Genomic DNA, 21,924 nt, shown 5'->3' with positions numbered 1-21,924 from the left:
AGGTCACGCCTCTAGTAGCATGACCTTTTTTGGAGTTAGAAAAATACATTAGGTTGTTCCACAGCTAAATCTTCGAGTAAATAGTGGAAGTTGAATACATTCTTATTATCACCAATCAGACCGATTAAATAGTTTTCAATTTTATTTTTCGGTACTTCATACATATTGGGTAAATAGGACAGTAATAAGATATCGGTATTCGTGCTGCTAATGACACAGGTTGTTGTAAAATCCGCCGTGTCTAACTTATTTAAAATCATGTCAAGGCTAGCATTCAGTGGCATTATATGTGGCATTACGCGGTCATTATGAATAAGACCTAAAAATACCGTGAAGAAGTAATCCTTTTTAAATTGATCATCCACTAAAATTAGAACATCTTCCTTATATAAGTTATTTTCAAGCTGTTCCTTTATTTTTTGCTGCATGAGCTCCTTCATATAATCAATCACCTCCGCATGCTTTTTGTCGGAAATGGCCTTTTGCATATGCAGCAAATTTAGAATTTGATAGACGGGGATGAATATTTTCGTGAAATATTCAATGACCTTAAAATTATCGACAATTTTTAAATAGGTTTTTTTGGCGCTTTCTACATTGGCACTAGCAAGCTCGTTGTAAAATGTGTTTAAAAGCGCAGTCTTGTCTTCCGATTGATGCGAAATCATTTTCATAATGGATATATCGTTGTTAATCGAAATATGGAAAGAAATATTTGTTTCCATACATTTTACGCGCGGTGATGTAGGAAATTGTGCGTTTGATTTCTCAACAATTCCATGGAAACCATCTGATAAGAGCACGATTGAATTTTCAGGATAAATACCAATAAAATCAACAAATAAGGTTAATAGGCTATCGTTAAATTTTTCCTCGTCGCGGTAAAGTAAGCTAAAGGCATCGGCTGCACGCATTGCATCACGATATGTTCGTTTCATCGTTGTAGCAGAATAAACATCAATTATTTGCAGTAATTCAAGCTCGGTAGTATAAACGGTCGGCACACTTTCCGGATAGCCTTCTCCATTACGGCGCTCGTGATGGGATTTTGCAATGTAGGCTAAATCACTTAAGCCGATTTGGTTGAAAATGGCCTCACCATGGAGCGTATGCAGCTTCATTTCTTCAAATTCTTGTGCTGTTAAGCGCCCAGGCTTTGCTAGAATGGCGCGTGGAGTTTTTAGTTTTCCAATATCATGTAGTAAATAGCCAATCGCTAAACGTTCAATATTATTTAAATTTAAATGGCGCGCAAATAGCGTACCGATAATATAGGCATCGATCGAATGAAGATAAGAATGATAATCCCATTTTTTTAGTTGCATTAAATAATTTTTATAGGCATTGTTTGATAAAATGGACGTTAATAATTTATGCAAGTAATCAATGTTTTTCTCATCTTTTAAAATATCACCATAACGAATTTCAATATCAAGTTCCGCTAATATCTCATAATAATCAAAGGATTCATCCAGTTCTTCTGAGCTCGTTGCAAAGTTAAAGGTTAAGCTTTCCGTTGGCTGAGGGGAATTTGGTTCGATTTCAGGGAGACTTAAATCGGTTGGCGCCATTACTTGTTCGGTATAGTAAATCGAAACGAAATGTACGCGCTTTCTTTTTAGTAAATCAATCGCTTTTTCTGTGATGGGACTACCCTTTGTCATGATTAGCTGACTGTTAACATAGACATCGTCAGCAAGAACATCTCCTGGTACGATATCTTGAAGTAATAGTTGTTCGATTTTTGGCATAGTTCACACTCCTACTGTTAGATACAATCGATTTATTTTCTATTATAAGTTAATTTTATTTAAAAATGGATATATTTTATTAATAGATGTTTATAAAATTAATAAAAAAGTACTGATTGTTCGTTTTAGAATGGTTACTTTAAGTATAAAATTTATCATTCGTTATAATAATAAAATCAAAATACTTGAATATTGTATAGGCTAAACTATCTAATAACGATGGGAAATATTACAATTTTGTGAAAAAGATAAATAATTAAAGGGATATTTACTAGATTAATACTGTCTGTAACGTAGAAACCTGTAATTTATAATCATGGAATGTGCATGCTTTATTTAGGAGACAATTCGTTGAAATGACTTCACATTTGCATGAAAATTGATACTTTTGTCATTCACGATTTTATGTATACTAGAGTAGTAAATGATTTTCATTTAACGATTTCATTAGAAAGAAGTGTAGTAAAATGGCACAAGCATCACATTCAGTACAAATTCCAGTAGCTCAAGATAAAGTCTGGGCGTTCGTAAGTAAAATCGAAAAATGGGCAACATTAGTTCCAGCGTATAAGGCGCATAAACAGATCGATGAGCAAACATCACATTGGACATTTGAGGGGAACTTCAAGGGCCTATCAAAAAAAGTGGAATTAGAAATTAAAGTCGTTGAAATGAACGAGCCATCAAGCATTAAATTTGAAATTAAAGGATTATCAGATAACTTCACGGGTGGTGGCGAATTTAAGGCCGAATCACGTGATGGTGGTACATATATGACAGCTACGGTAGATGTGAATGCAGGCGGATTAGCGGGTGCTGTATTAACACCAGCAATTAAAGTGTTGTTGCCTAAAGTAACAACACGTTTAACAGAAAAAATTGCACGACATATTCAAGCATAATATCGAAAGGGAGTGTCCGAGAAGAGTTTCTAGGATACTCCCTTTTTTTGTGATAAATATCATATGGAAGCGATGACATTTTCCTATGTGTGAGCGGACAGGTTTCTCTTATACTAAAGGTAAGAAAGAGGTGGTTTTGATGACACAAATCATAGTGGAACAAAGTGGCTACAGTGCCAAGGAAGAATTTTGGAATGGCTTGACGCATGGCATTGCTGCGCTGTTAACAATCCCAGCTACCATTGCGCTCGTCGCAAAAGCGCAGGCAAATGGATCAACAGTAGAGCTTGTCAGTTATATAATTTTTGGAATCTCAATGTTTTGCTTGTATTTAGCTTCAACAATGTATCACGTATGGCCAACGCACAAAACTTTCCTCAAAAAACTGGATCATAGCTCGATTTTTTTACTAATTGCAGGGACCTATACACCGGTAGTACTCATTGCAATTGGTGGCACATTAGGCTGGATAATTTTTGCGATTCAATGGATATTAGCCGTAATTGGTATCGCACTAAAACAATTTTTCGTACATCGTTTTATGAAGGCATCCTTACTTGTTTATATTGGTATGGGCTGGATTATCATTTTTGTGTTCAAACCGTTGTTCGCACATATAGGTGTTGCAGGTATCCTTACCTTACTTGCTGGAGGTCTAAGCTATACAATCGGCACGTATTTTTATAAAAATAAAAACATCCCTTACAATCATGCGATTTGGCATTTATTTGTAATGGGTGGCAGTGTAGCAATGTTTTTAGCAATTTATTTATTTGTATAAACAAAAGTCGACTCTCGTGTTTGGAGAGCCGATTTTTTTTAAATACTCGAGGTAAATTTTTCGATTAAATCATGCAAATAGTCATCGTATTGTTCTTCGTTACGTTTTTTCATTTGCGTTAAAATTTGCTGTAAAAAGGCTTTATTGTCCATAAACTGATCCGGTAATTTTTCGTACATTAGCTGGTGATGGAAATTTTCTTGATCTAAATAAAGCTCAAAATAGTACCCTAGCTTCTCGCCCTCATTAAACATATGCATCATGCAATCTACTTCATAGCATTGCATAAGATAAGGGTGCTTGAACCCAATTTGAACAGTAAATTGAATATGCCCGCCTTTTTCGTCGAGTAAAAAGGGACTAATATTTGAAATCTGCTGGTTTTGATTCGTAAGCCAAGCCATCTCGGTTGCCTGCCTATTGGTCGTAAAGCTTGTAATACCCTTTGTAAGATTATCTAATAAAAAGGCCTTTGCGTGCTGTGCCTGAATTCTTTTTTCTTCTTCATCAGATGCCTGTAAATAGGAAAGTTGATTATACAGACTTTCCAATAGGGCAGGACTTTTTTGAATATGTTCGATAATATTTTTTAATTGCAAAGGAAAAACAGTAGGGATATTGACTAAATCTACAGCGATTGTCATGCCTTGCCCTTGTTTGTTTATGCCGATAATCAGTTTGAAAAGTACATTTTGGGCAAATTCCTCATCTTGTTCGGCATAGCAAAATGTGCGAACCGCGAATGAAAACTCATCGTTATTTAAGTCTCGTATTTTTTTGACAGATAAATGAATTTGCATCATATCATCTACCGCTAAATAAAGCGTTGATTGTTTTGCGTCAGAATTAAGCATCGTGCTGTAGCCTCCTGATTTTACATACCATTTATGATACTAGGGATTGCTGGTAATCGCTAGGTGCAATTCCCTAAAAATTGAAAGAACCTGCACTCATGCCTGCAATACGTCCAGTAACAAGTGCGGATGTAATATTATAGCCGCCTGTATAGCCATGGATGTCTAAAATTTCTCCACAGAAGTAAAGACCAAGCTTTTTCTTGGAAGCCATTGTTTTCGGTTCGATTTCTTTAACAGATACGCCGCCACCAGTAACAAATGCCTTCTCAATAGATTGCGTACCATGCACATCCATTGTAAAGCTAATTAATGCACGGGCAAAATTGCGAATTTTTTCTTGGGATAATTCGATACCGGTAAGTGCTGCGTCAATGCCAGCACGATCCAGTAAAAATAAGAGCCAGCGTTCTGGAACAAGTGACTTCCATAAATTTTTCACTGCTTTTTTGGGCTCTTCTTTTATTGTTTTATTTAATAGTTGGAAGCATGTTTCTTCATTGTAATTCGGTAAGGATTGAATTCGCACTTGTACAGGCGCACTTCCTGATTTCAGCTGCTCTTTCACAATAAACTGACTGCAGCGTAAAATAGCAGGACCGCTCAAACCAAAATGCGTAAATAGCATATCCATTTGATGTGTAACGAGCACTTTGCCCTTTTTATTTAACACAGAGACTGCGACATCACGTAATGCCAAGCCTTGTAGCTCGCGTGATTGAATAAAGGGCTCCTTGGATGTAACGGGTACTTCTGTTGGGAAAAGAGTTGTCACAGTATGACCTGCACGTTCAGCCCATGGATAGCCATCTCCGGTTGACCCCGTTTGTGGAACTGCTTTGCCACCAACTGCGACGACAACTGCATTTGCTCGGATTTCTTCACCATTTTCTAAACGTACACCGAAAATTTTTTCCTCGTCCGTCATTAATTTGTTGACAGCGGTGTGCAAACGAACCTCTACTTTTAAACGCTTCAATTCATTGACTAAAGCATCGACCACATCTTGTGCGCGATTCGAGACGGGGAACATACGACCGTGATCCTCCTCTTTTAAAGGCACCCCAAGTCCCTCAAAAAAGCGAATGATGTCCTCGTTGTTATAGACAGTAAATGGGCTATACATAAAGCGTCCGTTGCCTGGAATATGCTTAATAATTTCTTCGACAGATAGACGATTCGTTACATTACAGCGTCCACCTCCAGAAATGGCAAGTTTTTTCCCAAGCTTGGAACCCTTTTCTAATAATAATACTTTTTTATTTTGCTCAGCTGCGGCAATAGCGGCCATTAAACCCGAAGGCCCGCCTCCGATAACGATACAATCAAACATAGTTATTTCTCACTTTCTTTACAAAAAATTTTCTGCTCTGGCTAAAGTTTTCTATGACCTATTATACATGAAATGCAGAAACTATTTGAGTAAATGGTCTTTCACATGTAAACTGTTATAGGGAAATACAATGAAACTTCTAGTAAAGGGAAGTCGTCATTATTAAAACTGTCAAATGTAAGAGTGATGCCATTCGCTTCACTTTGAATTTCTATAAGGATCGGTAGGTTTTTTCATGTCTTCTTTAATGAAGGGAACAGCGATTTTAACAATCGGGTTGTTTTTATCGAAGCTTTTAGGGTTAGTTTATATATTCCCGTTTTATGCGATTGTCGGTGAAGAAAATATTGGCTTATATAACTATGCTTATATTCCATACAATATTATGCTAAGTATCGCGATTGCTGGGCTACCCATTGCAGTATCGAAATTCGTATCGAAATACAATGCACTCGGTGATTATGATGCAGGACGTCGCTTAGTAAAAACGGGTGCACTTTTCATGACGCTTACAGGGCTTGTGGCGTTTATTATTATGAATTTATTAGCAACACCGATAGCCAACATTGTCATTGTGGATAGCGAGCAGACGTTTAGCGTGGAGCAAATTGCAAATGTTATTCAATGGGTAAGCTATGCCTTGATTGTTGTGCCTTTTATGAGCTTAGTACGTGGTTATTTACAAGGTTATGGTCATTATTTGCCGACATCGGTGTCGCAGCTTGTGGAGCAAATTGTGCGTATTGTCTTTTTACTTGTCGGTGCGTTCTTAGTAGTAAAGGTCTTTAATGGAGACAAGATTACCGCAATCAATGTCGCCGTATTTGCTGCATTTATTGGCGCTCTTGGTGGACTGCTGACACTGTTTTATTTTTGGAAAAAGCTTCGTCCAGAAATTAAAGCTATTCAAGTCGTTGCACCAAAACAACATCAGTTGCCTTACTCGGAAATGTATAAGGAAATATTCAAATACTCCATTCCAGTAGTCTTCGTCGGGCTTGGGAGCTCCTTATTCCAATTAGTGGATCTGCTCACATTCAACCGTGCAATGATTGCAGGAGGTGTGTCAGCGGATATAACGGATACATACTTTACGATGCTGAATTTATTAACACAAAAAATTGTGATGATTCCTGTTGTATTAGCGACAGGCTTCTCGATGGCGATTATTCCAACGGTGACGAAATTTTTCACGGAAGGAAATTTACGCCTAGTCCACGGAGCAATTGACAAAACCTATCAAGTGCTATTATTTATTACAGTGCCAGCAGCTATTGGTATCGCGATTTTAGCCGAGGATTTATACCACTTCTTCTTTGAATATAGCGAAATGGGCACACAGGTATTAAGTCACTATGCACCACTTGCCATTTTATTTGGTCTATTTTCAGTCACAGCAGCGATTCTACAAGGTGTCGATTATCAAAAATGGGTAATCTTTAGCTTATTAATGGGCTTGTTCGTGAAAACGATTTTAAATACCCCGCTTATTAAATTAATGTCGGTGGATGGTGCGATTTTAGCAACGGCTATTGGGTATCTTACAACAATCGGTATTAATGTGTTTGTTATTAATCGGGTAACCAATTACCAAATGAAGGTAGCGCGTCGCCGAATTATGTTGATTCTTTTATTGACCGCTTTAATGACGTTGGTAGTAGCAATCACACATATGATATTAACAGCAATTGCCCCAGTCGATTCTAAATTAATGGCATTATTGTATGCCGTCATTTGTGCGGGAATCGGTATGGCTGTTTACGGGACAATTTCATATAAGCTTGGCTTAGCACAATTATTATTAGGTGAAAGATTAACAAAAGTACTGCGAAAATTACGTATCGTTAAATAAACAAGCTGGGCGTCTAATAGGCGTCCTTTTTCAAATGTCTAGGCTAAACGGGCGCTTTAGCCTTTTCTAAAATATGGAGGAATTATATGCGTTTAGATAAGCTATTAGCGAACATGGGCTACGGCTCACGTAAGGAAGTAAAAGTATTATTAAAACAAAAAGCAGTAACAGTAGACGGTGAAGTGGTAAAGGATTCAGCGATGCATGTCGATCCAGAACAGCAAATTGTCTCCGTATTCGGGGAACGTGTAGAATATATTGAATTCATTTATGTAATGATGAATAAGCCACCAGGAGTGATTTCTGCGACAGAAGATCGTCAGGATAAAACAGTAATTGATTTATTAGACCCGTATATACAGCATTTTGAGCCATTTCCAGTAGGGCGTTTAGATAAGGATACAGAAGGGTTATTACTCATTACGAATGATGGAAACTTAGCACATAATTTATTATCGCCGAAAAAGCATGTACCGAAATGGTATTATGCAAAAATTGACGGTGTTGTAACAGAGGCTGATATCGAAGCATTCGCGCAGGGAGTCACACTGGATGATGGCTATCATACAAAGCCGGGTGAATTAAAAATATTGGCCTCAGGTAATGAGTCTGAAATTGAGCTAATGATTCAAGAAGGAAAGTTTCATCAGGTGAAGCGCATGTTTGAGGCGGTTGGCAAAAAGGTAACGTACTTAAAACGTCTATCGATGGGCCCTCTTCAATTAGATGAAGAATTAGAGCTTGGCGATTACCGTGAGCTAACGAAGGAAGAGTTAACGAGTTTATTGGAGCGCTAAAATAGATGCCAAAAAAGCGAATGTCCCCGACGAAAAGGACATTCGCTTTTTGTGTTCCCAGTGTTTTAGGAACTGGTTGACTTTCAGCATAAAAGTCTATTTATTACATTGTGTAACTGATCGACACCTTAAATTATGTTGGGACAATAAAGTCCTTTCTCACAAAATAAGAATCAGCCGCTATCAAAAATTCTAAGATGTCATTTTAACTTTTTTCTTCGTCGTTGTCCATTTACCTCGACTTGGGCTCATTACCAAGTCATTGAAGGCTAACACATTCAAATCTCTTTGAATGGTGCGAGGAGTGATGTTGAACTCTTCGACTAAATCCTGTGTAGTCACTTCTCCTTTATTGAGGATAAACATATACACGTCTTTAATACGATTAAGCATTCTGTCAGTAGTTGGTTTCATAATAAAAACCACTCCTTCGATCTTAGATTCTCATGGCATAAGACTAGCGGACGACAAGATATGTGCGGAGTGCACTTAGGCTCTTTTTAATTTGCCTTAGACATCCCCTTTTCTGAAAGTTTGGTCAGAATAATTATTCCGACACATACATTATAGCGGAAAATTAAGTATAATTCCATAATAGAGATCGAAAAATTGATAGATTTGCTGAAAATTCATAAACTTTGATTAAATTTAATAATTGCAAGAGAAGGATTGTTCTACGTAAAAATAGGTTAAGAAAATGTAAAATCAATATTCTTAAACGCAATGTGCAGGCTTATCTGAATTGAGATACATTACGACAACTAAAGGCATTTCGATTTAGTGTCTAGTATAATTTTTATGCTAAATTTGAAATTAGTATTCAGAAAATACAAAAAACATTTTAAAAAGAAATAACTTTTGTGTATAATTGGTATAGACAACTATACCGTATTGTAATGGCAAACATGTTGTAATCCAAAATAGGGGGTGGGATGTTGAAGGAAACAGTACTGATGAAGAATATGACCATTATCAATTGCGATGAAAGAACGGAATTTTGTGATATCTATATTGAAAATGGAAAAATTAGCGAGATTGGTCAATCGTTAAAAAAAGAAGCGACTCGAATAATTGATGGTAAAGAGCAGTCATTATTTTTACTGCCAGGTTATATTGATATTCATATTCATGGCGCTAATGGCTTTGATACAATGGACAGCTCGCAGCAGGCCATTGAAGAAATAGCGAAGCATTTGGTGAAAGAAGGCGTAACAAGCTTTTTAGCTACGACAATGACTCAATCAGATAAAAACATTGAGGCAGCTTTAGAAAATTTGAAGAATTATGAAGATCGCTTTGAAGGGGCTCAATTATTGGGGGCTCATGTCGAAGGGCCATTTGTATCGGTTAAGCGCGCGGGTGCACAGCCAGTCGAATTTATGCAAGCTCCTTCCATTTCACATCTAAAGCACTGGTATGCTTTGAGTGATGGCTTGATAAAAATTATGACACTCGCCCCAGAATTGGAAAATGGTTTGGCATTTGTTGCAGCGCTCCGCAAGCTCCATATTATTGCCTCGATGGGTCATACAGATGCAACAATGGAGGAAGTGCAAGCAGCTATAGAAGCCGGTGTTACACAGGCAACCCATTTGTATAATCAAATGCGTCCTTTCCATCATCGTGAGCCAGGAGTAGTTGGCGCTGCTTTACAGGATGATCAAATCACAGTGGAATTAATTGTCGATTTGATTCATAGTCATAAAAACGCAGTAAATCTTGCATATAAAGTAAAGGGCGCAAAGGGTATTATTTTAATTACAGATGCGATGCGAGCGAAGGGTTTGTCACCTGGCAAATACGAGCTAGGCGGGCAAGCGGTCCATGTAACGCACAATGGGGCGCGCTTAGAGGACGGGACATTAGCCGGAAGCGTATTAACGATGGAGCAAGCTGTGAAAAACATGAAAGCGATTACAAACTGTAGTTTAGAAGAAATTGTTGCGATGTCTTCATCCAATGCAGCACGGCAACTACAAGCAACAACAAAAGGGCGCGTCGCAATTGGCTATGATGCTGATTTGGTATTAGTAGATAGCCAATTAACCGTGCAAAAAACAATTCGTAACGGAAAGATTGTCTATGAAAAACCTTAAAGTGGAAGGTGATGGAGATGCAAACACAAATCGATAAAAATTCCCGAATTCCAATTTATGGTCAAATTGAAGAAATAATAAAAAAGAAAATTTATTCGGAGATTTATAAAATTGGCGAAAGCATTCCTTCAGAAAGGGAGCTTTCAGTTCAATTTGATGTAAGCCGTATGACCGTGAGACAGGCAATTACCAATTTAGTGAATAGTGGTTTATTATACCGCGAAAAAGGGCGAGGCACATATGTAGCCAATCCTAAACTAGAGCAGCCACTTACAGGACTACGAAGCTTTACAGAGGATATGCTCGCACGCGGTATGAAGCCCAGCAGTAAGATCATCCGCTTCGAAAAAATCATTCCACCACGCGATGTAGCATATGATTTATTTTTGGAGCCGGGCGATGAAGCATTTTACATTGTGCGCATTCGAAGCGCGGATTATAAACCAATGGCGATTGAACGAGCCTATATCCCTGTAAAGCTATTACCTGATTTAGATGAACAAAAACTAGCAGGTTCATTTTATCAGCTTGTTGAATCGAGGTTCCCACAAAAAATAGGTAATGCTGTGCAGCAAATTGAAGCATCTATTGTGACAAAGGAGGAAAGCAAGCTGTTAAAAATTAGCCCAACCTCGGCTGTGTTAAATATTAAACGCATCAGTTATTTGAGCGACGGCTTCCCTTTTGAAATGGTAGAAAGCACTTACCGAGCAGATAGCTATAAATTTATAAGTGAAATTAAAAGGTGAGAATATGCATCCATACGTAGTAGAAGTTCAACGATTATTAGCTACTGTCCTTGAAAAAGAAGAGCCTGTTTTGAAAAAAGTGGCTGCAATCATTGCAACAAGTATTCAAGCGGGTGGTATAGTACAAATTTTGGGCTGTGGGCACTCCAATTTACTTGCATTAGAAACCTTTTATCGTGCAGGCGGGCTTGTTCCAGTTCGACCGATTACGATTGAGCCTTTAACATTACAGGCTGGCGCAATAGCGTCATCGAAAAATGAAAAGAATCCCCTAATTATTGAGCAAAATGCACAGGCTTTTCAATTCAATGAGCACGATGTCTTTTTAGTCATATCTACATCTGGGCGAAACTGTGCGCCGATTGATGCAGCCATTTTAGCAAAGAAACAGGGAATATTCACATGTTCTTTACAATCATTAAATTATCGGAACTATGAAACGGCTCATGCGGGTGGCAAGCGCCTAGAAGAAGTCGTGGATGTAGCGATGAATACGCATATACCTGTTGGCGATGGTTTACTCCAGCATGGTGGCTTGCAATATGCCCCCGCCTCAACAGTCGTAAGTGCGACCATACTAAATACATTAGTGAGCATGGTCATTGAAATACTCGCTGAAAATACAGTGCCACTTCCTGTATTTGAAAGTGCAAATGTCAATGGAAAATCATCACATAATGCGGATATGATGCAAAAATACGCGCATCGCATTTTATTTTAAACATTAATTGGAGGAATGAAGGATGGAAAAAACATTTAAAATTACGGCACCAGAAGGACTTCACGCACGACCAGCGGCATTACTTGTAACGGCAGCTACGCCATTTGAGGCAGATATTACCTTACACTTCAATGGGAAATCGGCTAACTTAAAATCAATTATGGGTGTCATGGCACAGGGAGTTGTTACGGGTAGCACAATTGCCATTTCAGCACAAGGAAGTGATGAGGAAGCGGCGTTACAAACAATTAGTGAAGTGATTGCATCGAAAGGAATTGGAGAACAATGCTAGCCTTAAAAGGGATTCCTGTTTCAAACGGTGTAGCGTTTGCAAAGGCTTATTGTTTAGTGGAGCCGGATTTATCTTTTTTAAAGCAGTCTATTCAAAATAGTGAAGCAGAAATCCGACGTTTTAATGAAGCCATTCTTCATGCTAAAAATGAAGTGGAACATATTCAAGAAGTCGCTTCGCAAAAGTATGGGGAAGATAAAGGCGCGATTTTTGGGGCTCATCTGCTCGTGTTACAAGATCCAGAGTTGATTACTGCAATCGTAGGGAAAATTGAAGATGGCATGAATGCAGAATATGCCTTAGATGAAACGGCACAGTTTTTCATTCATATGTTTGAAGCGATGGATAGTGACTATATGAAAGAGCGTGCGGCAGATATTCATGATGTATCGAAACGTGTAATGGCCCGTTTATTAGGTGTGGAGCTACCAGATTATAGTCGAATTAAAGAGGATGTCATTATCGTAGCAAAGGATTTAACACCATCCATGACGACACAATTGGACCCAACGCATGTAAAGGGATTCATTACGGATATTGGTGGAAAAACATCGCATACAGCTATTTTAGCAAGAACAATGGGAATTCCGGCGATTGTTGGTGCTAGAAGTGCCACAGCGGATATTAAACATGGCGAACTGTTAATTATCGACGGTGCTTCAGGTGAAATTATCATTCATCCAACAAGTGAACAAATGGCTGCATATAAGCAATTAGAGCAGCAACAGCAGCAATTTCAGCTACAGCTTGAAAAATACCGGGAGCGAAAATCAGTATCGAAGGATGGGCATTTTGTAGAGCTAGCAGGAAATATTGGCAAGCCACAGGATGTTGCAGCGGTAATCGCTGTCGGTGGTGAGGGCGTTGGTCTTTTTAGAACAGAATTTCTGTATATGGATCGCATGAATTTACCGAGTGAGGAAGAGCAATTCGCCGCGTATAAAGAGGTTCTACAGGCGATGGTGGGCAAGCCGGTTGTTGTACGAACACTAGATATTGGTGGGGATAAAAACTTGCCTTATTTAAAATTACCGGAAGAAATGAATCCGTTTTTAGGCTATCGCGCGATTCGTCTTTGTTTAGACCATCAGGAGCTATTCCGTCCACAGTTACGAGCATTGTTGCGTGCTAGTATTTTTGGTAATTTGAAAATTATGTTCCCAATGATTGCTACATTAGATGAGTTTCGTCTTGCGAAGGAAATGCTATTGCAAGAAAAGGGAAAATTACGCGCAGAGGGTATTGCCGTTTCAGAGGAAATCGAAATTGGGCTAATGATTGAAATTCCGTCAGCTGCCATTATTGCGGATTTATTTGCCAAGGAAGCCGACTTTTTATCTATTGGTACGAATGATTTAATTCAATATACATTAGCGGCAGACCGTATGAATGAAAACATATCAAATTTATATCAGCCCTATCATCCAGCCGTTCTACGTTTAGTAAAAATGATTATTGATGCGGGGCATGCAGAAGGGAAATGGGTAGGGATGTGTGGTGAAATGGCTGGAGATTCAATTGCCATTCCGATTTTACTTGCACTTGGTTTAGATGAGTTTTCAATGAGCGCGTCATCCATTTTACCGGTACGAAGCCAGCTTGCGACGTTGAGTAAGGACCAGCTTGAGCCCCATGTACAAAAATTATTGCAATTAGCGACGGCACAGCAAGTCGAACAGGCTGTGAAAGATATATTGAAATAATTTATAAGCTATAAAAGAAGGGTGTTGAATCATTTTGGAAATCAAAAAAGTACCGCCTTCCGATTATGAACAAATTTACCGCTTACGGGATTATAGCTTTCCAAGTGTGTATGAAGGCGATAAGAAAGAGGATTTTCAATATTGGGTAGCCAATAGTACGACGCTTGGTGCTTATGAAGACAATCTACTAATCGGTCAATTATTAGTGCTGCCACTAAATTTGACGGTCCATGGAGTGAATATGCCCATGGGAGGAATCGGCTTTGTGGCAACCTATCCAGAGCATCGTAATAAAGGTGTCATGAAGCAATTAATGCAACAGGCATTAATAAGCATGCGACAAAAAGGGCAGCTTGTTTCTGTATTAGCACCGTATTCTGTTTCCTTTTATCGTTATTTTGGCTGGGAACTGTTTGTTGATAAAATGCACTATACGATTCCGCGTACGGCATTTCCCGATTTTGGTAAGCAACAAGATGATGTGAAGCGATTTAGCTTTTCTTTATTAGATTCAGAGCTTTTTAGCGATGTACAACAGTTTCATAATGCCATTTGTGCGAAGAAAAATGGGGCCATGCTGCGTGATACGGCCTGGTGGAAGCGGATCAAACGCCGTCAGCCGACAAGCCATTTTGCGGTTATATATGAGCAGCAGGAAGTGGTGGGCTATCTTCGTTATACGATTGATCAATTAACATTCGGGGTGCAAGATTTTATTGTAAAAAATTTTGCTGCCGAAAAAGCATTATGGCGTTTTATGACTGCCCATGCAGCTAGTGTAGAAAAAATATGCGGGGTGACTTCGCAAGCCGAGCAAATGGGCTTTTTATTTCAAGAGCCACAGTATAAGCGTGAATTGACACGTGATGTTATGGTACGAATTGTTGATGTAGAGCGATTTTTGCAACAATATAATTGGCGTGAGCTGGATGCGAGCCTCTATGTAAAAATCACGGATCCATTTTGTGCATGGAATGAAGCGCTTTATGAAATAAATAAATATGGAAAAATCGCAAAAGTTGATGAAGAAACTGTGATGAAGGCGCATATATTGGAGCTAACCATTCAACAGCTTTCAACATTACTGCTTGGGTATGTAACGATGGAGCGTTTAGCCTATTTAACCAATATGACGTGTACAGAGGAAGTTATTCGCCAATGGGAAAGAGCCATTCCGTCTCAAACACCATTTTTTTATGGATATTTTTGAATAGTGTAAAAATTTTTTGTTCTTTTTTCTGGACTATACCAGTTGGTTGTGAAGAGTGAGATTTAGAGGAATACCGCTATAGACCGGTATTTAAAGCAACTGGAAATTAATAAAAATTATGTAAAAATCATATTGTGGTATAGACCGACAGATGCTATTCTCTTTTTAAGAAAGCGATTTCAAGAGATGAAATCGAAGAAAAATAATTAGAATTGGGGTGCACTAAATGAAGAATATTATGTTAGTTTGTGTAGCTGGTATGAGCACTAGTTTACTTGTTTCAAAAATGCAAAAAGTAGCGCAGGAGAACAATGTGGATGCTCATATTTTTGCGGTTGCTGAAAATGAAGTTGATAAAGTGTTAGCAAAAGAGGATGTACATGTATTGCTGTTAGGACCGCAAGTACGTTATTTAAAAGCTACATTTGAAGATAAGTATAAAGAGCATAAGTTTCCAATCGATACCATTGCGATGGTCGATTACGGCATGATGAACGGTGACAATGTACTAAATCACGCATTAAAGCTTATTGGATAAAAGGGGAATTAACAGTGGATCAAAATGAAATGTTACAAGCAGTTATGGGGTTAATTGTGCACAGTGGAAATACGAAGAGTGAATGTATGGAAGCATTGAAGCTTGCTAAAAACGGTAAGATTCGTGAAGCGAAGGAAAAAATTGAAATGGCTAATGAAGCGCTAATCAATGCACATCATTCACAAACGGGGTTACTAACAAAAGAGGCAAGTGGAGAAAAGGTTGAGGTGACGATGCTACTCATCCATGCGCAGGATCATTTAATGAATGCTATTACATTTAGGGACTTAGCGATTGAAATGATTGACCTTCATGAACGCCTAGGGGGAACTACCATCTAGTAATAGATGCATTTTATAAAAGCAAAGGGGATTGATTGTTATGTTCAAATTTTTAGAAGAAAAATTTGTACCAGTTGCAGCAAGGATTGGGAATCAGCGCCATTTAATTGCAGTTCGTGATGGCTTTATCGCAATTATGCCACTGACAATTGCTGGTTCGCTTGCAGTTTTAGTAAATAATTTGCCGATTGACATGTATCAAAACATGATGAATGCCGTGTTTGGTGAAGGAAATTGGACGCAATGGGGTGGCAATGTTTGGGGCGCTACTTTTGCGATGATGTCGATTCTACTCTCCTTTACAATTGCCTATAATTTGGCGAAGGGCTATGGGAAGGATAGTTTAGCTGCAGGGGTAATGGGACTTGCCGCATACATGACATTCGGTACATTTGGCGAAGGTGGGTTATCAGGGCTAACAACAGGTACAGGCGGAATATTTATTGCTATTATTGTTTCTTTACTATCTTCTGAGATATTTTGCCGATTATCTGGAAATAGCAAACTATTAATTAAAATGCCAGATGGGGTACCACCAGCAGTATCAAAATCATTTGCAGCATTATTACCAGTAATTATTACAATCAGTCTTTTTGCACTTGTACGAACAATCCTTTCAGTAACTTTAGAAATGCCAGATATTATTGGATCGTTTTATGCGGCGGTGCAAGAGCCATTTATGGGCTTAACAAATACGTGGACAGCTGGGTTAATCCTTGCCTTCATTCCAGCGTTTTTATGGACATTAGGTGTGCACGGTGCCAATATTATAGACCCATTCATGCAAACGATTAATGCCGATGCGATTGCAAAGAACGTAGCAGCACTACAAGCCGGTGACGCAGCGCCGTATATTATTAACAAGCCATTCTTTGATGCATTTGTGAATATGGGTGGCTCAGGTACAACAATCGCTTTAATTATCGCAATCTTCATATTTGCAAGAAAGAACAAGCAATATAGTACAGTTGGAAAGCTTTCCGCGGCACCAGGTTTATTCAATATTAATGAGCCATTACTATTTGGACTTCCGATTGTATTAAATCCAATTTTATTCATTCCATTTATTTTAACACCGATGGTCAATGTTTCGATTGCGTTCTTCGTCACAAAATTGGGTTGGGTTCCTGTCGCAACAGTTGTCGCACCTTGGACAATACCACCAGTTTTAAACGGATTATTAGTGACTCAGCATTGGAGTGGTGCGGTTTTAAGTTTAGTGCTAATCGTGATTTCAGTATTAATCTATTTACCATTTATTGCAATGGCCAACCGTGCAGCGAAATTAAATGAACAGAAAATGAATGAGCAAAAAATGGAGTAGTGTTTGGAGAGAATGCTATGAGAAGGCTTGGAATTGCTGTTTATCCGCAGCATAGCACTGTACAAGAGCTTCAGGACTATATTCAGCTTGCACATCAAAACGGCTTTGACCGAATGTTTACTTGCTTGATGTCAGTAACAAATGAACAAGAGCTAAACAAGCTACAGCAAGTCAATGCATTTGCCAAAAACTTAGGCTTTGATATTTCCGCAGATATTGCGCCCTCTGTATTTGAGGAACTAGGGAAAACCTATCGCGATGTCGGCTACTTTAAAGAGCAGTTTCATGTCTCGGCATTGCGCCTAGATATGGGCTTTAGCGGGCAAGAGGAAGCCTTTATGTCTCTTGATGCGAGCAATGTTAAAGTAGAGCTGAATATTAGTAATGGCACAAAATATGTTGAAACGATTTTGTCATATGAAGCAAATCGGGATAATTTACTGGGCTGTCATAATTTTTATCCAAGAAAATACACAGCACTTTCTCGTCAACACTTTTTGACAACATCGCAATTATTTAAAGCGCAACAGATTCGAACTGCAGCGATGATTAGTTCGCAGCATGGGAAGTTTGGTCCGTGGGAGGAAACATTGCATGGGCTTCCGACAGTGGAGGAACATCGATACTTACCAATCACGGTACAGGCCAAGGATTTATGGAATACAGGGTTAATCGATGATTTAATTATTGGCAATATGTTTGCCTCAGAGCAGGAGCTACAAGCGCTTGGTCAATTAAATCGACATAAGCTAGAGCTACAAGTCCAACCGGTCGCGGACATCACAGCGATTGAGGAAACAATCGTGTTTGATGAATACCATTTTAATCGCGGCGATGTGTCAGAATACATGATTCGCAGCACGCAATCACGTGTGAAATTTAAGCAAGAAGATTTCTCGGCACACACGGTTCGACCATTACAAATTGGAGATGTAACAATTGATAACAATGAGGATGTTCGCTATAAAGGCGAATTGCAAATTGTCCTAAAAGAAATGCCGAATGAAGGGACAACAAACATCGTTGGTACAATTGTCGAGGAAGAAAGATTTTTACTTCAACATATAAAGCCGTGGCAATCATTTGGCTTTGTAAAATAAGCATCGATTAAAAGGGATTGGGCAGTCATTGCTCAATCTCTTTTGATGTTTCCTATACTAAAATCTCCACATACAACAGTGGAATGGACTCGTCATTGCTGAAAGTAGTATGATAAGTAGGAAATGTAAAAAGTATTTTGGGATTGTTAATCAATCGATAAATTAGGAATGAGGTGCTTAGATGGACTGGCTAAAAATTGCCGAAGCAAGACAAGAAGAGCTTGTCAGTGAATTACAACAGCTAATTCAAATTGAAAGTATTTTAGAAGAGCAGCATGCGACTGAGGAGATGCCATTTGGACCGGGACCACGCGCGGCACTCGATTTTATGCTTGCAAAAGGACAGCAGCAAGGCATGAAAACAAAAGATGTGGATCATATGGCGGGACATATTGAAATGGGCGAAGGGGAAGCGTTAATCGGTGTCCTTTGCCATGTGGATGTTGTACCAGCTGGTGATCTTAGTACTTGGACGTATCCACCGTTTGCTGGTCAAGTTGCGGATGGAAAGCTTTTCGGGCGTGGGGCAATTGATGATAAAGGACCAACAATGGCGGCATGGCTTGCGATGAAGATGATTCAAGATGAGGGAATTAAATTAAACAAGCGCGTACGTATGATTATTGGCTCGGATGAGGAAAGTGGCTTCCGCTGTGTAGACCGTTACTTTGAAAAGGAAGAAATGCCGACCATTGGCTTTGCACCAGATGCAGATTTTCCATTAATCAATGCAGAAAAGGGCATTGCACATTTAGTATTTACAAGTAAAGAAAAGCCAGCAACAGATGAACAGCTCATTTCATTTAAAGCTGGAAATCGTACAAATATGGTGCCAGATGAAGCAGTGGCAACCTTAACATATGCTGGTGCAAACACAAGTGAGAATTTTCAAACATTTTTAAAAGAAAATCATGTTGAAGGCTCTTTCATTGAACAGGGTGATACGCTTATAATTACGGTTAAAGGTAAATCAGCGCATGCGATGGAGCCAGAAAAAGGACGCAACGCAGCGGTGTATTTAGCGAAATTTTTACAAGAGGTTGTGGCAACAGATGAAGCGAAGACATTTGTTGACTTTATCGTAAAGCTATTTGATGGGGATCATTATGGTTCAGCATTGCAGCTAAACTTTGAAGACGATATGTCAGGCCCAACGACGTTAAATCCAGGTATTGTGTCGTTTACAGAGAATGGTGCGGTCATTGAAGTGAGCATGCGTTATTCAGTTACCTATCCATTTGAAGAAAAAATGACAAATGCCCAAAAACTACTTCAAAATCAGGCATTTACAGTAGATGTGGCGGGCAACTCCAAACCACACTATGTAAGTGAGGATGATGAGCTTGTGCAAACGCTCCTAAATGTGTACCGCAAATATAGCGGGGATTTCCGTAAACCACTTTCGACTGGTGGCGGTACGTATGCACGCGTCATGAAAAAGGGTGTAGCTTTTGGGATGTTATTCCCTGGTGAGCCGGATGTAGCACATCAGGCAAATGAATTTGTTGTCGTCGAAAATTTAGTAAAAGCAGCTGCTATTTATGCGGAGGCTATTGTAAAATTAGCAACGAAATAAATAATTAAAGGATGGTAAATTGTATGAGCTATAGTTTATTAAATGATCAAATCGTGAAAAATGAGGAAATTGTAATCGATAAGGAGGACCGCGGTTACCAATTTGGTGATGGGGTTTATGAAGTTGTAAAAGTATATAATGGAGAATTATTTACAGCGACTGAGCATATTGACCGTTTTTATGCGAGCGCAGAAAAAATTCGCATCGCAATTCCATATACAAAGGATAAGTTACATCAATTATTGCATCAATTAGTGGAAGCAAACCAAGTGGATACAGGTCATGTGTACTTCCAAATTACGCGCGGTGCTTGCCCACGTAATCACATCTTCCCAGGTGATGAAGTAAAGCCCGTTTTAACAGGGAACACAAAAGAAAACCCACGTCCAGTGGCAAACTTTGAAAAGGGCGTCAAAACAACATTTGTAGAAGATATTCGTTGGTTACGTTGCGATATTAAATCACTGAATTTATTAGGGGCAGTGCTTGCAAAACAAGAGGCGCATGAAAAAGGATGCTATGAGGCGATTTTACACCGCGGTGAAACGATTACAGAAGGCTCAGCTTCTAATATTTATGGTGTGAAGGATGGTGTCTTATACACACATCCAGCAGATAACCTTATTTTAAATGGGATTACACGCCAAGTGATTTTAACATGTGCAGCTGAGATTGGGATGCCGGTAAAAGAAGAAGCGATGACAAAACAGCAGTTACTTGCGATGGATGAGGCGATTGTTTCATCGACAACTTCTGAAGTAACACCAATTATCGATATCGATGGCACACCTATTGGCAACGGTACACCAGGGGAATGGACACGTAAATTACAAGCCCAATTCGAAACAAAGATTCCTAAAGGGATTAAAGCATAATTTCAATCAAATCCGTAGGTAGCAGGTTACATTCTCGTAATCTGCTATTTTTTTTCGCCAATTACCTGTAAAATATAACGTAATGAACATAAGGTAACAATTTAGGGAGACGATACAATGGCTCAATTAGTTAAACTTCAAGATTATATTTCACGCTATCAAATAGATTTAGCGCGTTATCCGACACAGTTTATTCGCTTAAAACAAAATCAATGGCAACGTGTGAAGCATCAATGGCAGACAGGTGAAGTAATCGAGCAATGGGAGCATATGGATGAAGATGCCCTCCAACAGGAAGAGAAGGGGCGAACATTATTCCAAAAAATCTTTTCGTTTAGTAAAAAAGAAAAAGAACTCGAACAAGAAAATGAAAATATCGAAAATATAGCGATTTCGAATGAGTGGGTAGTGGAGGAGCAAATTCCAGAAGAGGATACCACATTATTCTTTGAACCGAATATTATTTATGCACCGAATACATTAGAAGAATTAAAGAAAATGTTTATCGATCAATTTTTCCATTTTCAAATGAAATGGGCGAGCTCAACGCTACGAGAAAAATCCTATGTGGATCCCAAGTATATGCGTGACACATTGCTTCGAGCGATGCTACAAACTTTACCTGATAATTATTTGATTTTTTACTACCCGATCATTCGCATAAAAAAGGCACCCATTGAACTCGATATTATTATTTTAACGCCTACAGAATGCCTGTGCATTACAGTATTGGAGCAGGAAGAACAGGCGGTGTATATTGCAAATAGTGAACGTTTTTGGGTAAAGAAGGTTGGCAAAAACGACAAGAAGGTATTGAGCCCGTTAATTCAATTAAATCGTATGGAAAAGCTGCTAGAGCAAATGTTTGTTCAAAGTGGGATAGAAGTACCTATTAAGAAAATATTATTAACACGTAATGGCTATATCGATTATCCAGGTACAATGTATGGTACGCAATTTGTAGATAAGCGAAAGTTCCCAGAGTGGATGGAGCAGCTAAAGCACTCGGTTTCACCAATGAAGCATATGCAAATCCGCGCCGCACAATCGATTTTAAGCAATGTCCAAACGACTTCCTTCCACCGAGATATTTGGAATACAGAAAGTACGGAAAATAAAGACGGCTAAT

The 21,924-nt window shown here is 38.8% G+C and carries 21 protein-coding genes; 17 read left to right on the top strand and 4 right to left on the bottom strand.

Annotated elements, in window-relative coordinates; all coding sequences use genetic code 11:
• Positions 1-35: 35 nt before the first annotated feature.
• Positions 36-1,751, bottom strand: coding sequence for an HD-GYP domain-containing protein (locus MKX47_RS14585; RefSeq protein ID WP_340775551.1), 1,716 nt, complete (start codon positions 1,749-1,751; stop codon positions 36-38).
• Positions 1,752-2,218: 467 nt separating this feature from the next.
• On the opposite strand from MKX47_RS14585, the gene MKX47_RS14580 reads away from it, so the two are divergent.
• On the top strand, positions 2,219-2,653 hold the full coding sequence (locus MKX47_RS14580) for a CoxG family protein (protein WP_340775549.1): 435 nt from the start codon (positions 2,219-2,221) through the stop codon (positions 2,651-2,653).
• Positions 2,654-2,792: 139 nt separating this feature from the next.
• Positions 2,793-3,434: a PAQR family membrane homeostasis protein TrhA gene (trhA, locus tag MKX47_RS14575; RefSeq protein ID WP_340775547.1), complete on the top strand. Its 642-nt coding sequence runs from the start codon at positions 2,793-2,795 to the stop codon at positions 3,432-3,434.
• 38 nt (positions 3,435-3,472) lie between these two features.
• Here trhA and MKX47_RS14570 read toward each other — a convergent pair whose 3' ends face one another.
• Positions 3,473-4,288: a cysteine methyltransferase gene (locus MKX47_RS14570; protein WP_340775544.1), complete on the bottom strand. Its 816-nt coding sequence runs from the start codon at positions 4,286-4,288 to the stop codon at positions 3,473-3,475.
• Positions 4,289-4,361: 73 nt separating this feature from the next.
• Positions 4,362-5,621 carry a BaiN/RdsA family NAD(P)/FAD-dependent oxidoreductase gene (locus MKX47_RS14565; protein ID WP_340775541.1) on the bottom strand — a complete coding sequence of 420 codons (1,260 nt, stop codon included), beginning with the start codon at positions 5,619-5,621 and terminating at the stop codon, positions 4,362-4,364.
• Positions 5,622-5,856: 235 nt separating this feature from the next.
• Here MKX47_RS14565 and MKX47_RS14560 point away from each other — a divergent pair, with 235 nt between their 5' ends.
• Together MKX47_RS14560 and MKX47_RS14555 are read left to right on the top strand one after the other, a co-directional pair.
• Positions 5,857-7,473, top strand: a complete 1,617-nt coding sequence (locus MKX47_RS14560) for a putative polysaccharide biosynthesis protein (RefSeq protein WP_340775538.1) — start codon at positions 5,857-5,859, stop codon at positions 7,471-7,473.
• Positions 7,474-7,559: 86 nt separating this feature from the next.
• Positions 7,560-8,270: a pseudouridine synthase gene (locus MKX47_RS14555; protein WP_340775534.1), complete on the top strand. Its 711-nt coding sequence runs from the start codon at positions 7,560-7,562 to the stop codon at positions 8,268-8,270.
• A gap of 192 nt (positions 8,271-8,462) precedes the next feature.
• On the opposite strand, the gene MKX47_RS14550 is transcribed toward MKX47_RS14555, so the two are convergent.
• Positions 8,463-8,684: a DeoR family transcriptional regulator gene (locus tag MKX47_RS14550; protein ID WP_008408196.1), complete on the bottom strand. Its 222-nt coding sequence runs from the start codon at positions 8,682-8,684 to the stop codon at positions 8,463-8,465.
• Between the two features lie 518 nt (positions 8,685-9,202).
• Here MKX47_RS14550 and nagA point away from each other — a divergent pair.
• The 13 genes from nagA (at position 9,203) to MKX47_RS14485 (ending at position 21,923) form a co-directional block, all read left to right on the top strand.
• Positions 9,203-10,366 (top strand): N-acetylglucosamine-6-phosphate deacetylase, encoded by a 1,164-nt coding sequence (nagA, locus tag MKX47_RS14545; RefSeq protein WP_340775532.1) that lies wholly within the window; start codon positions 9,203-9,205, stop codon positions 10,364-10,366.
• 17 nt (positions 10,367-10,383) lie between these two features.
• Complete coding sequence (locus MKX47_RS14540) at positions 10,384-11,115, top strand: GntR family transcriptional regulator (RefSeq protein ID WP_340775530.1); 732 nt, start codon at positions 10,384-10,386, stop codon at positions 11,113-11,115.
• Positions 11,116-11,119: 4 nt separating this feature from the next.
• Positions 11,120-11,836, top strand: a complete 717-nt coding sequence (locus MKX47_RS14535) for a sugar isomerase domain-containing protein (RefSeq protein ID WP_340775528.1) — start codon at positions 11,120-11,122, stop codon at positions 11,834-11,836.
• Positions 11,837-11,858: 22 nt separating this feature from the next.
• On the top strand, positions 11,859-12,128 hold the full coding sequence (locus tag MKX47_RS14530) for an HPr family phosphocarrier protein (RefSeq protein WP_340775526.1): 270 nt from the start codon (positions 11,859-11,861) through the stop codon (positions 12,126-12,128).
• Complete coding sequence (gene ptsP, locus MKX47_RS14525; RefSeq protein ID WP_340775524.1) at positions 12,122-13,831, top strand: phosphoenolpyruvate--protein phosphotransferase; 1,710 nt, start codon at positions 12,122-12,124, stop codon at positions 13,829-13,831. Before MKX47_RS14530 ends, ptsP begins: the two co-directional genes overlap by 7 nt.
• Before the next feature lie 34 nt (positions 13,832-13,865).
• A complete protein-coding gene (locus MKX47_RS14520; RefSeq protein ID WP_340775522.1) occupies positions 13,866-15,041 on the top strand; it encodes a GNAT family N-acetyltransferase in 1,176 nt (391 codons plus the stop codon).
• A gap of 226 nt (positions 15,042-15,267) precedes the next feature.
• Positions 15,268-15,579 carry a PTS sugar transporter subunit IIB gene (locus MKX47_RS14515; protein WP_340775519.1) on the top strand — a complete coding sequence of 104 codons (312 nt, stop codon included), beginning with the start codon at positions 15,268-15,270 and terminating at the stop codon, positions 15,577-15,579.
• Between the two features lie 29 nt (positions 15,580-15,608).
• The gene (locus MKX47_RS14510) at positions 15,609-15,920 is read left to right on the top strand and encodes a PTS lactose/cellobiose transporter subunit IIA (protein WP_445683616.1); all 312 of its coding nucleotides are present in this window, start codon (positions 15,609-15,611) and stop codon (positions 15,918-15,920) included.
• A 40-nt stretch (positions 15,921-15,960) separates the two neighbouring features.
• A complete protein-coding gene (locus tag MKX47_RS14505; protein WP_340775515.1) occupies positions 15,961-17,244 on the top strand; it encodes a PTS sugar transporter subunit IIC in 1,284 nt (427 codons plus the stop codon).
• A gap of 17 nt (positions 17,245-17,261) precedes the next feature.
• A complete protein-coding gene (locus tag MKX47_RS14500; RefSeq protein ID WP_340775513.1) occupies positions 17,262-18,344 on the top strand; it encodes a DUF871 domain-containing protein in 1,083 nt (360 codons plus the stop codon).
• Positions 18,345-18,525: 181 nt separating this feature from the next.
• Complete coding sequence (gene pepV / locus MKX47_RS14495; protein WP_340775511.1) at positions 18,526-19,920, top strand: dipeptidase PepV; 1,395 nt, start codon at positions 18,526-18,528, stop codon at positions 19,918-19,920.
• 23 nt (positions 19,921-19,943) lie between these two features.
• A complete protein-coding gene (dat, locus tag MKX47_RS14490) occupies positions 19,944-20,795 on the top strand; it encodes a D-amino-acid transaminase (protein WP_340775509.1) in 852 nt (283 codons plus the stop codon).
• Positions 20,796-20,912: 117 nt separating this feature from the next.
• Positions 20,913-21,923: a nuclease-related domain-containing protein gene (locus MKX47_RS14485; protein WP_340775506.1), complete on the top strand. Its 1,011-nt coding sequence runs from the start codon at positions 20,913-20,915 to the stop codon at positions 21,921-21,923.
• Position 21,924 lies beyond the last annotated feature (1 nt).

Source organism: Solibacillus sp. FSL R7-0668 (genome assembly GCF_038006205.1).
GTDB lineage: Bacteria > Bacillota > Bacilli > Bacillales_A > Planococcaceae > Solibacillus.
This window is presented reverse-complemented; position numbering and strand designations above follow the sequence as displayed.

Excerpts from the sequence above, each read along its gene's own strand:
- MKX47_RS14560 (WP_340775538.1), top strand. The coding sequence starts at position 5,857 with ATGTCTTCTTTAATGAAGGGAACAGCGATTTTAACAATCGGGTTGTTT.
- MKX47_RS14510 (WP_445683616.1), top strand. The coding sequence starts at position 15,609 with ATGTTACAAGCAGTTATGGGGTTAATTGTGCACAGTGGAAATACGAAG.
- MKX47_RS14515 (WP_340775519.1), top strand. The coding sequence starts at position 15,268 with ATGAAGAATATTATGTTAGTTTGTGTAGCTGGTATGAGCACTAGTTTA.
- MKX47_RS14530 (WP_340775526.1), top strand. The coding sequence starts at position 11,859 with ATGGAAAAAACATTTAAAATTACGGCACCAGAAGGACTTCACGCACGA.
- MKX47_RS14535 (WP_340775528.1), top strand. The coding sequence starts at position 11,120 with ATGCATCCATACGTAGTAGAAGTTCAACGATTATTAGCTACTGTCCTT.
- MKX47_RS14500 (WP_340775513.1), top strand. The coding sequence starts at position 17,262 with ATGAGAAGGCTTGGAATTGCTGTTTATCCGCAGCATAGCACTGTACAA.
- MKX47_RS14555 (WP_340775534.1), top strand. The coding sequence starts at position 7,560 with ATGCGTTTAGATAAGCTATTAGCGAACATGGGCTACGGCTCACGTAAG.
- MKX47_RS14565 (WP_340775541.1), bottom strand. The coding sequence starts at position 5,621 with ATGTTTGATTGTATCGTTATCGGAGGCGGGCCTTCGGGTTTAATGGCC.
- nagA (WP_340775532.1), top strand. The coding sequence starts at position 9,203 with ATGTTGAAGGAAACAGTACTGATGAAGAATATGACCATTATCAATTGC.
- MKX47_RS14570 (WP_340775544.1), bottom strand. The coding sequence starts at position 4,288 with ATGCTTAATTCTGACGCAAAACAATCAACGCTTTATTTAGCGGTAGAT.
- MKX47_RS14550 (WP_008408196.1), bottom strand. The coding sequence starts at position 8,684 with ATGAAACCAACTACTGACAGAATGCTTAATCGTATTAAAGACGTGTAT.
- pepV (WP_340775511.1), top strand. The coding sequence starts at position 18,526 with ATGGACTGGCTAAAAATTGCCGAAGCAAGACAAGAAGAGCTTGTCAGT.
- MKX47_RS14505 (WP_340775515.1), top strand. The coding sequence starts at position 15,961 with ATGTTCAAATTTTTAGAAGAAAAATTTGTACCAGTTGCAGCAAGGATT.
- MKX47_RS14540 (WP_340775530.1), top strand. The coding sequence starts at position 10,384 with ATGCAAACACAAATCGATAAAAATTCCCGAATTCCAATTTATGGTCAA.
- trhA (WP_340775547.1), top strand. The coding sequence starts at position 2,793 with ATGACACAAATCATAGTGGAACAAAGTGGCTACAGTGCCAAGGAAGAA.
- MKX47_RS14585 (WP_340775551.1), bottom strand. The coding sequence starts at position 1,751 with ATGCCAAAAATCGAACAACTATTACTTCAAGATATCGTACCAGGAGAT.
- dat (WP_340775509.1), top strand. The coding sequence starts at position 19,944 with ATGAGCTATAGTTTATTAAATGATCAAATCGTGAAAAATGAGGAAATT.
- MKX47_RS14485 (WP_340775506.1), top strand. The coding sequence starts at position 20,913 with ATGGCTCAATTAGTTAAACTTCAAGATTATATTTCACGCTATCAAATA.
- MKX47_RS14580 (WP_340775549.1), top strand. The coding sequence starts at position 2,219 with ATGGCACAAGCATCACATTCAGTACAAATTCCAGTAGCTCAAGATAAA.
- ptsP (WP_340775524.1), top strand. The coding sequence starts at position 12,122 with ATGCTAGCCTTAAAAGGGATTCCTGTTTCAAACGGTGTAGCGTTTGCA.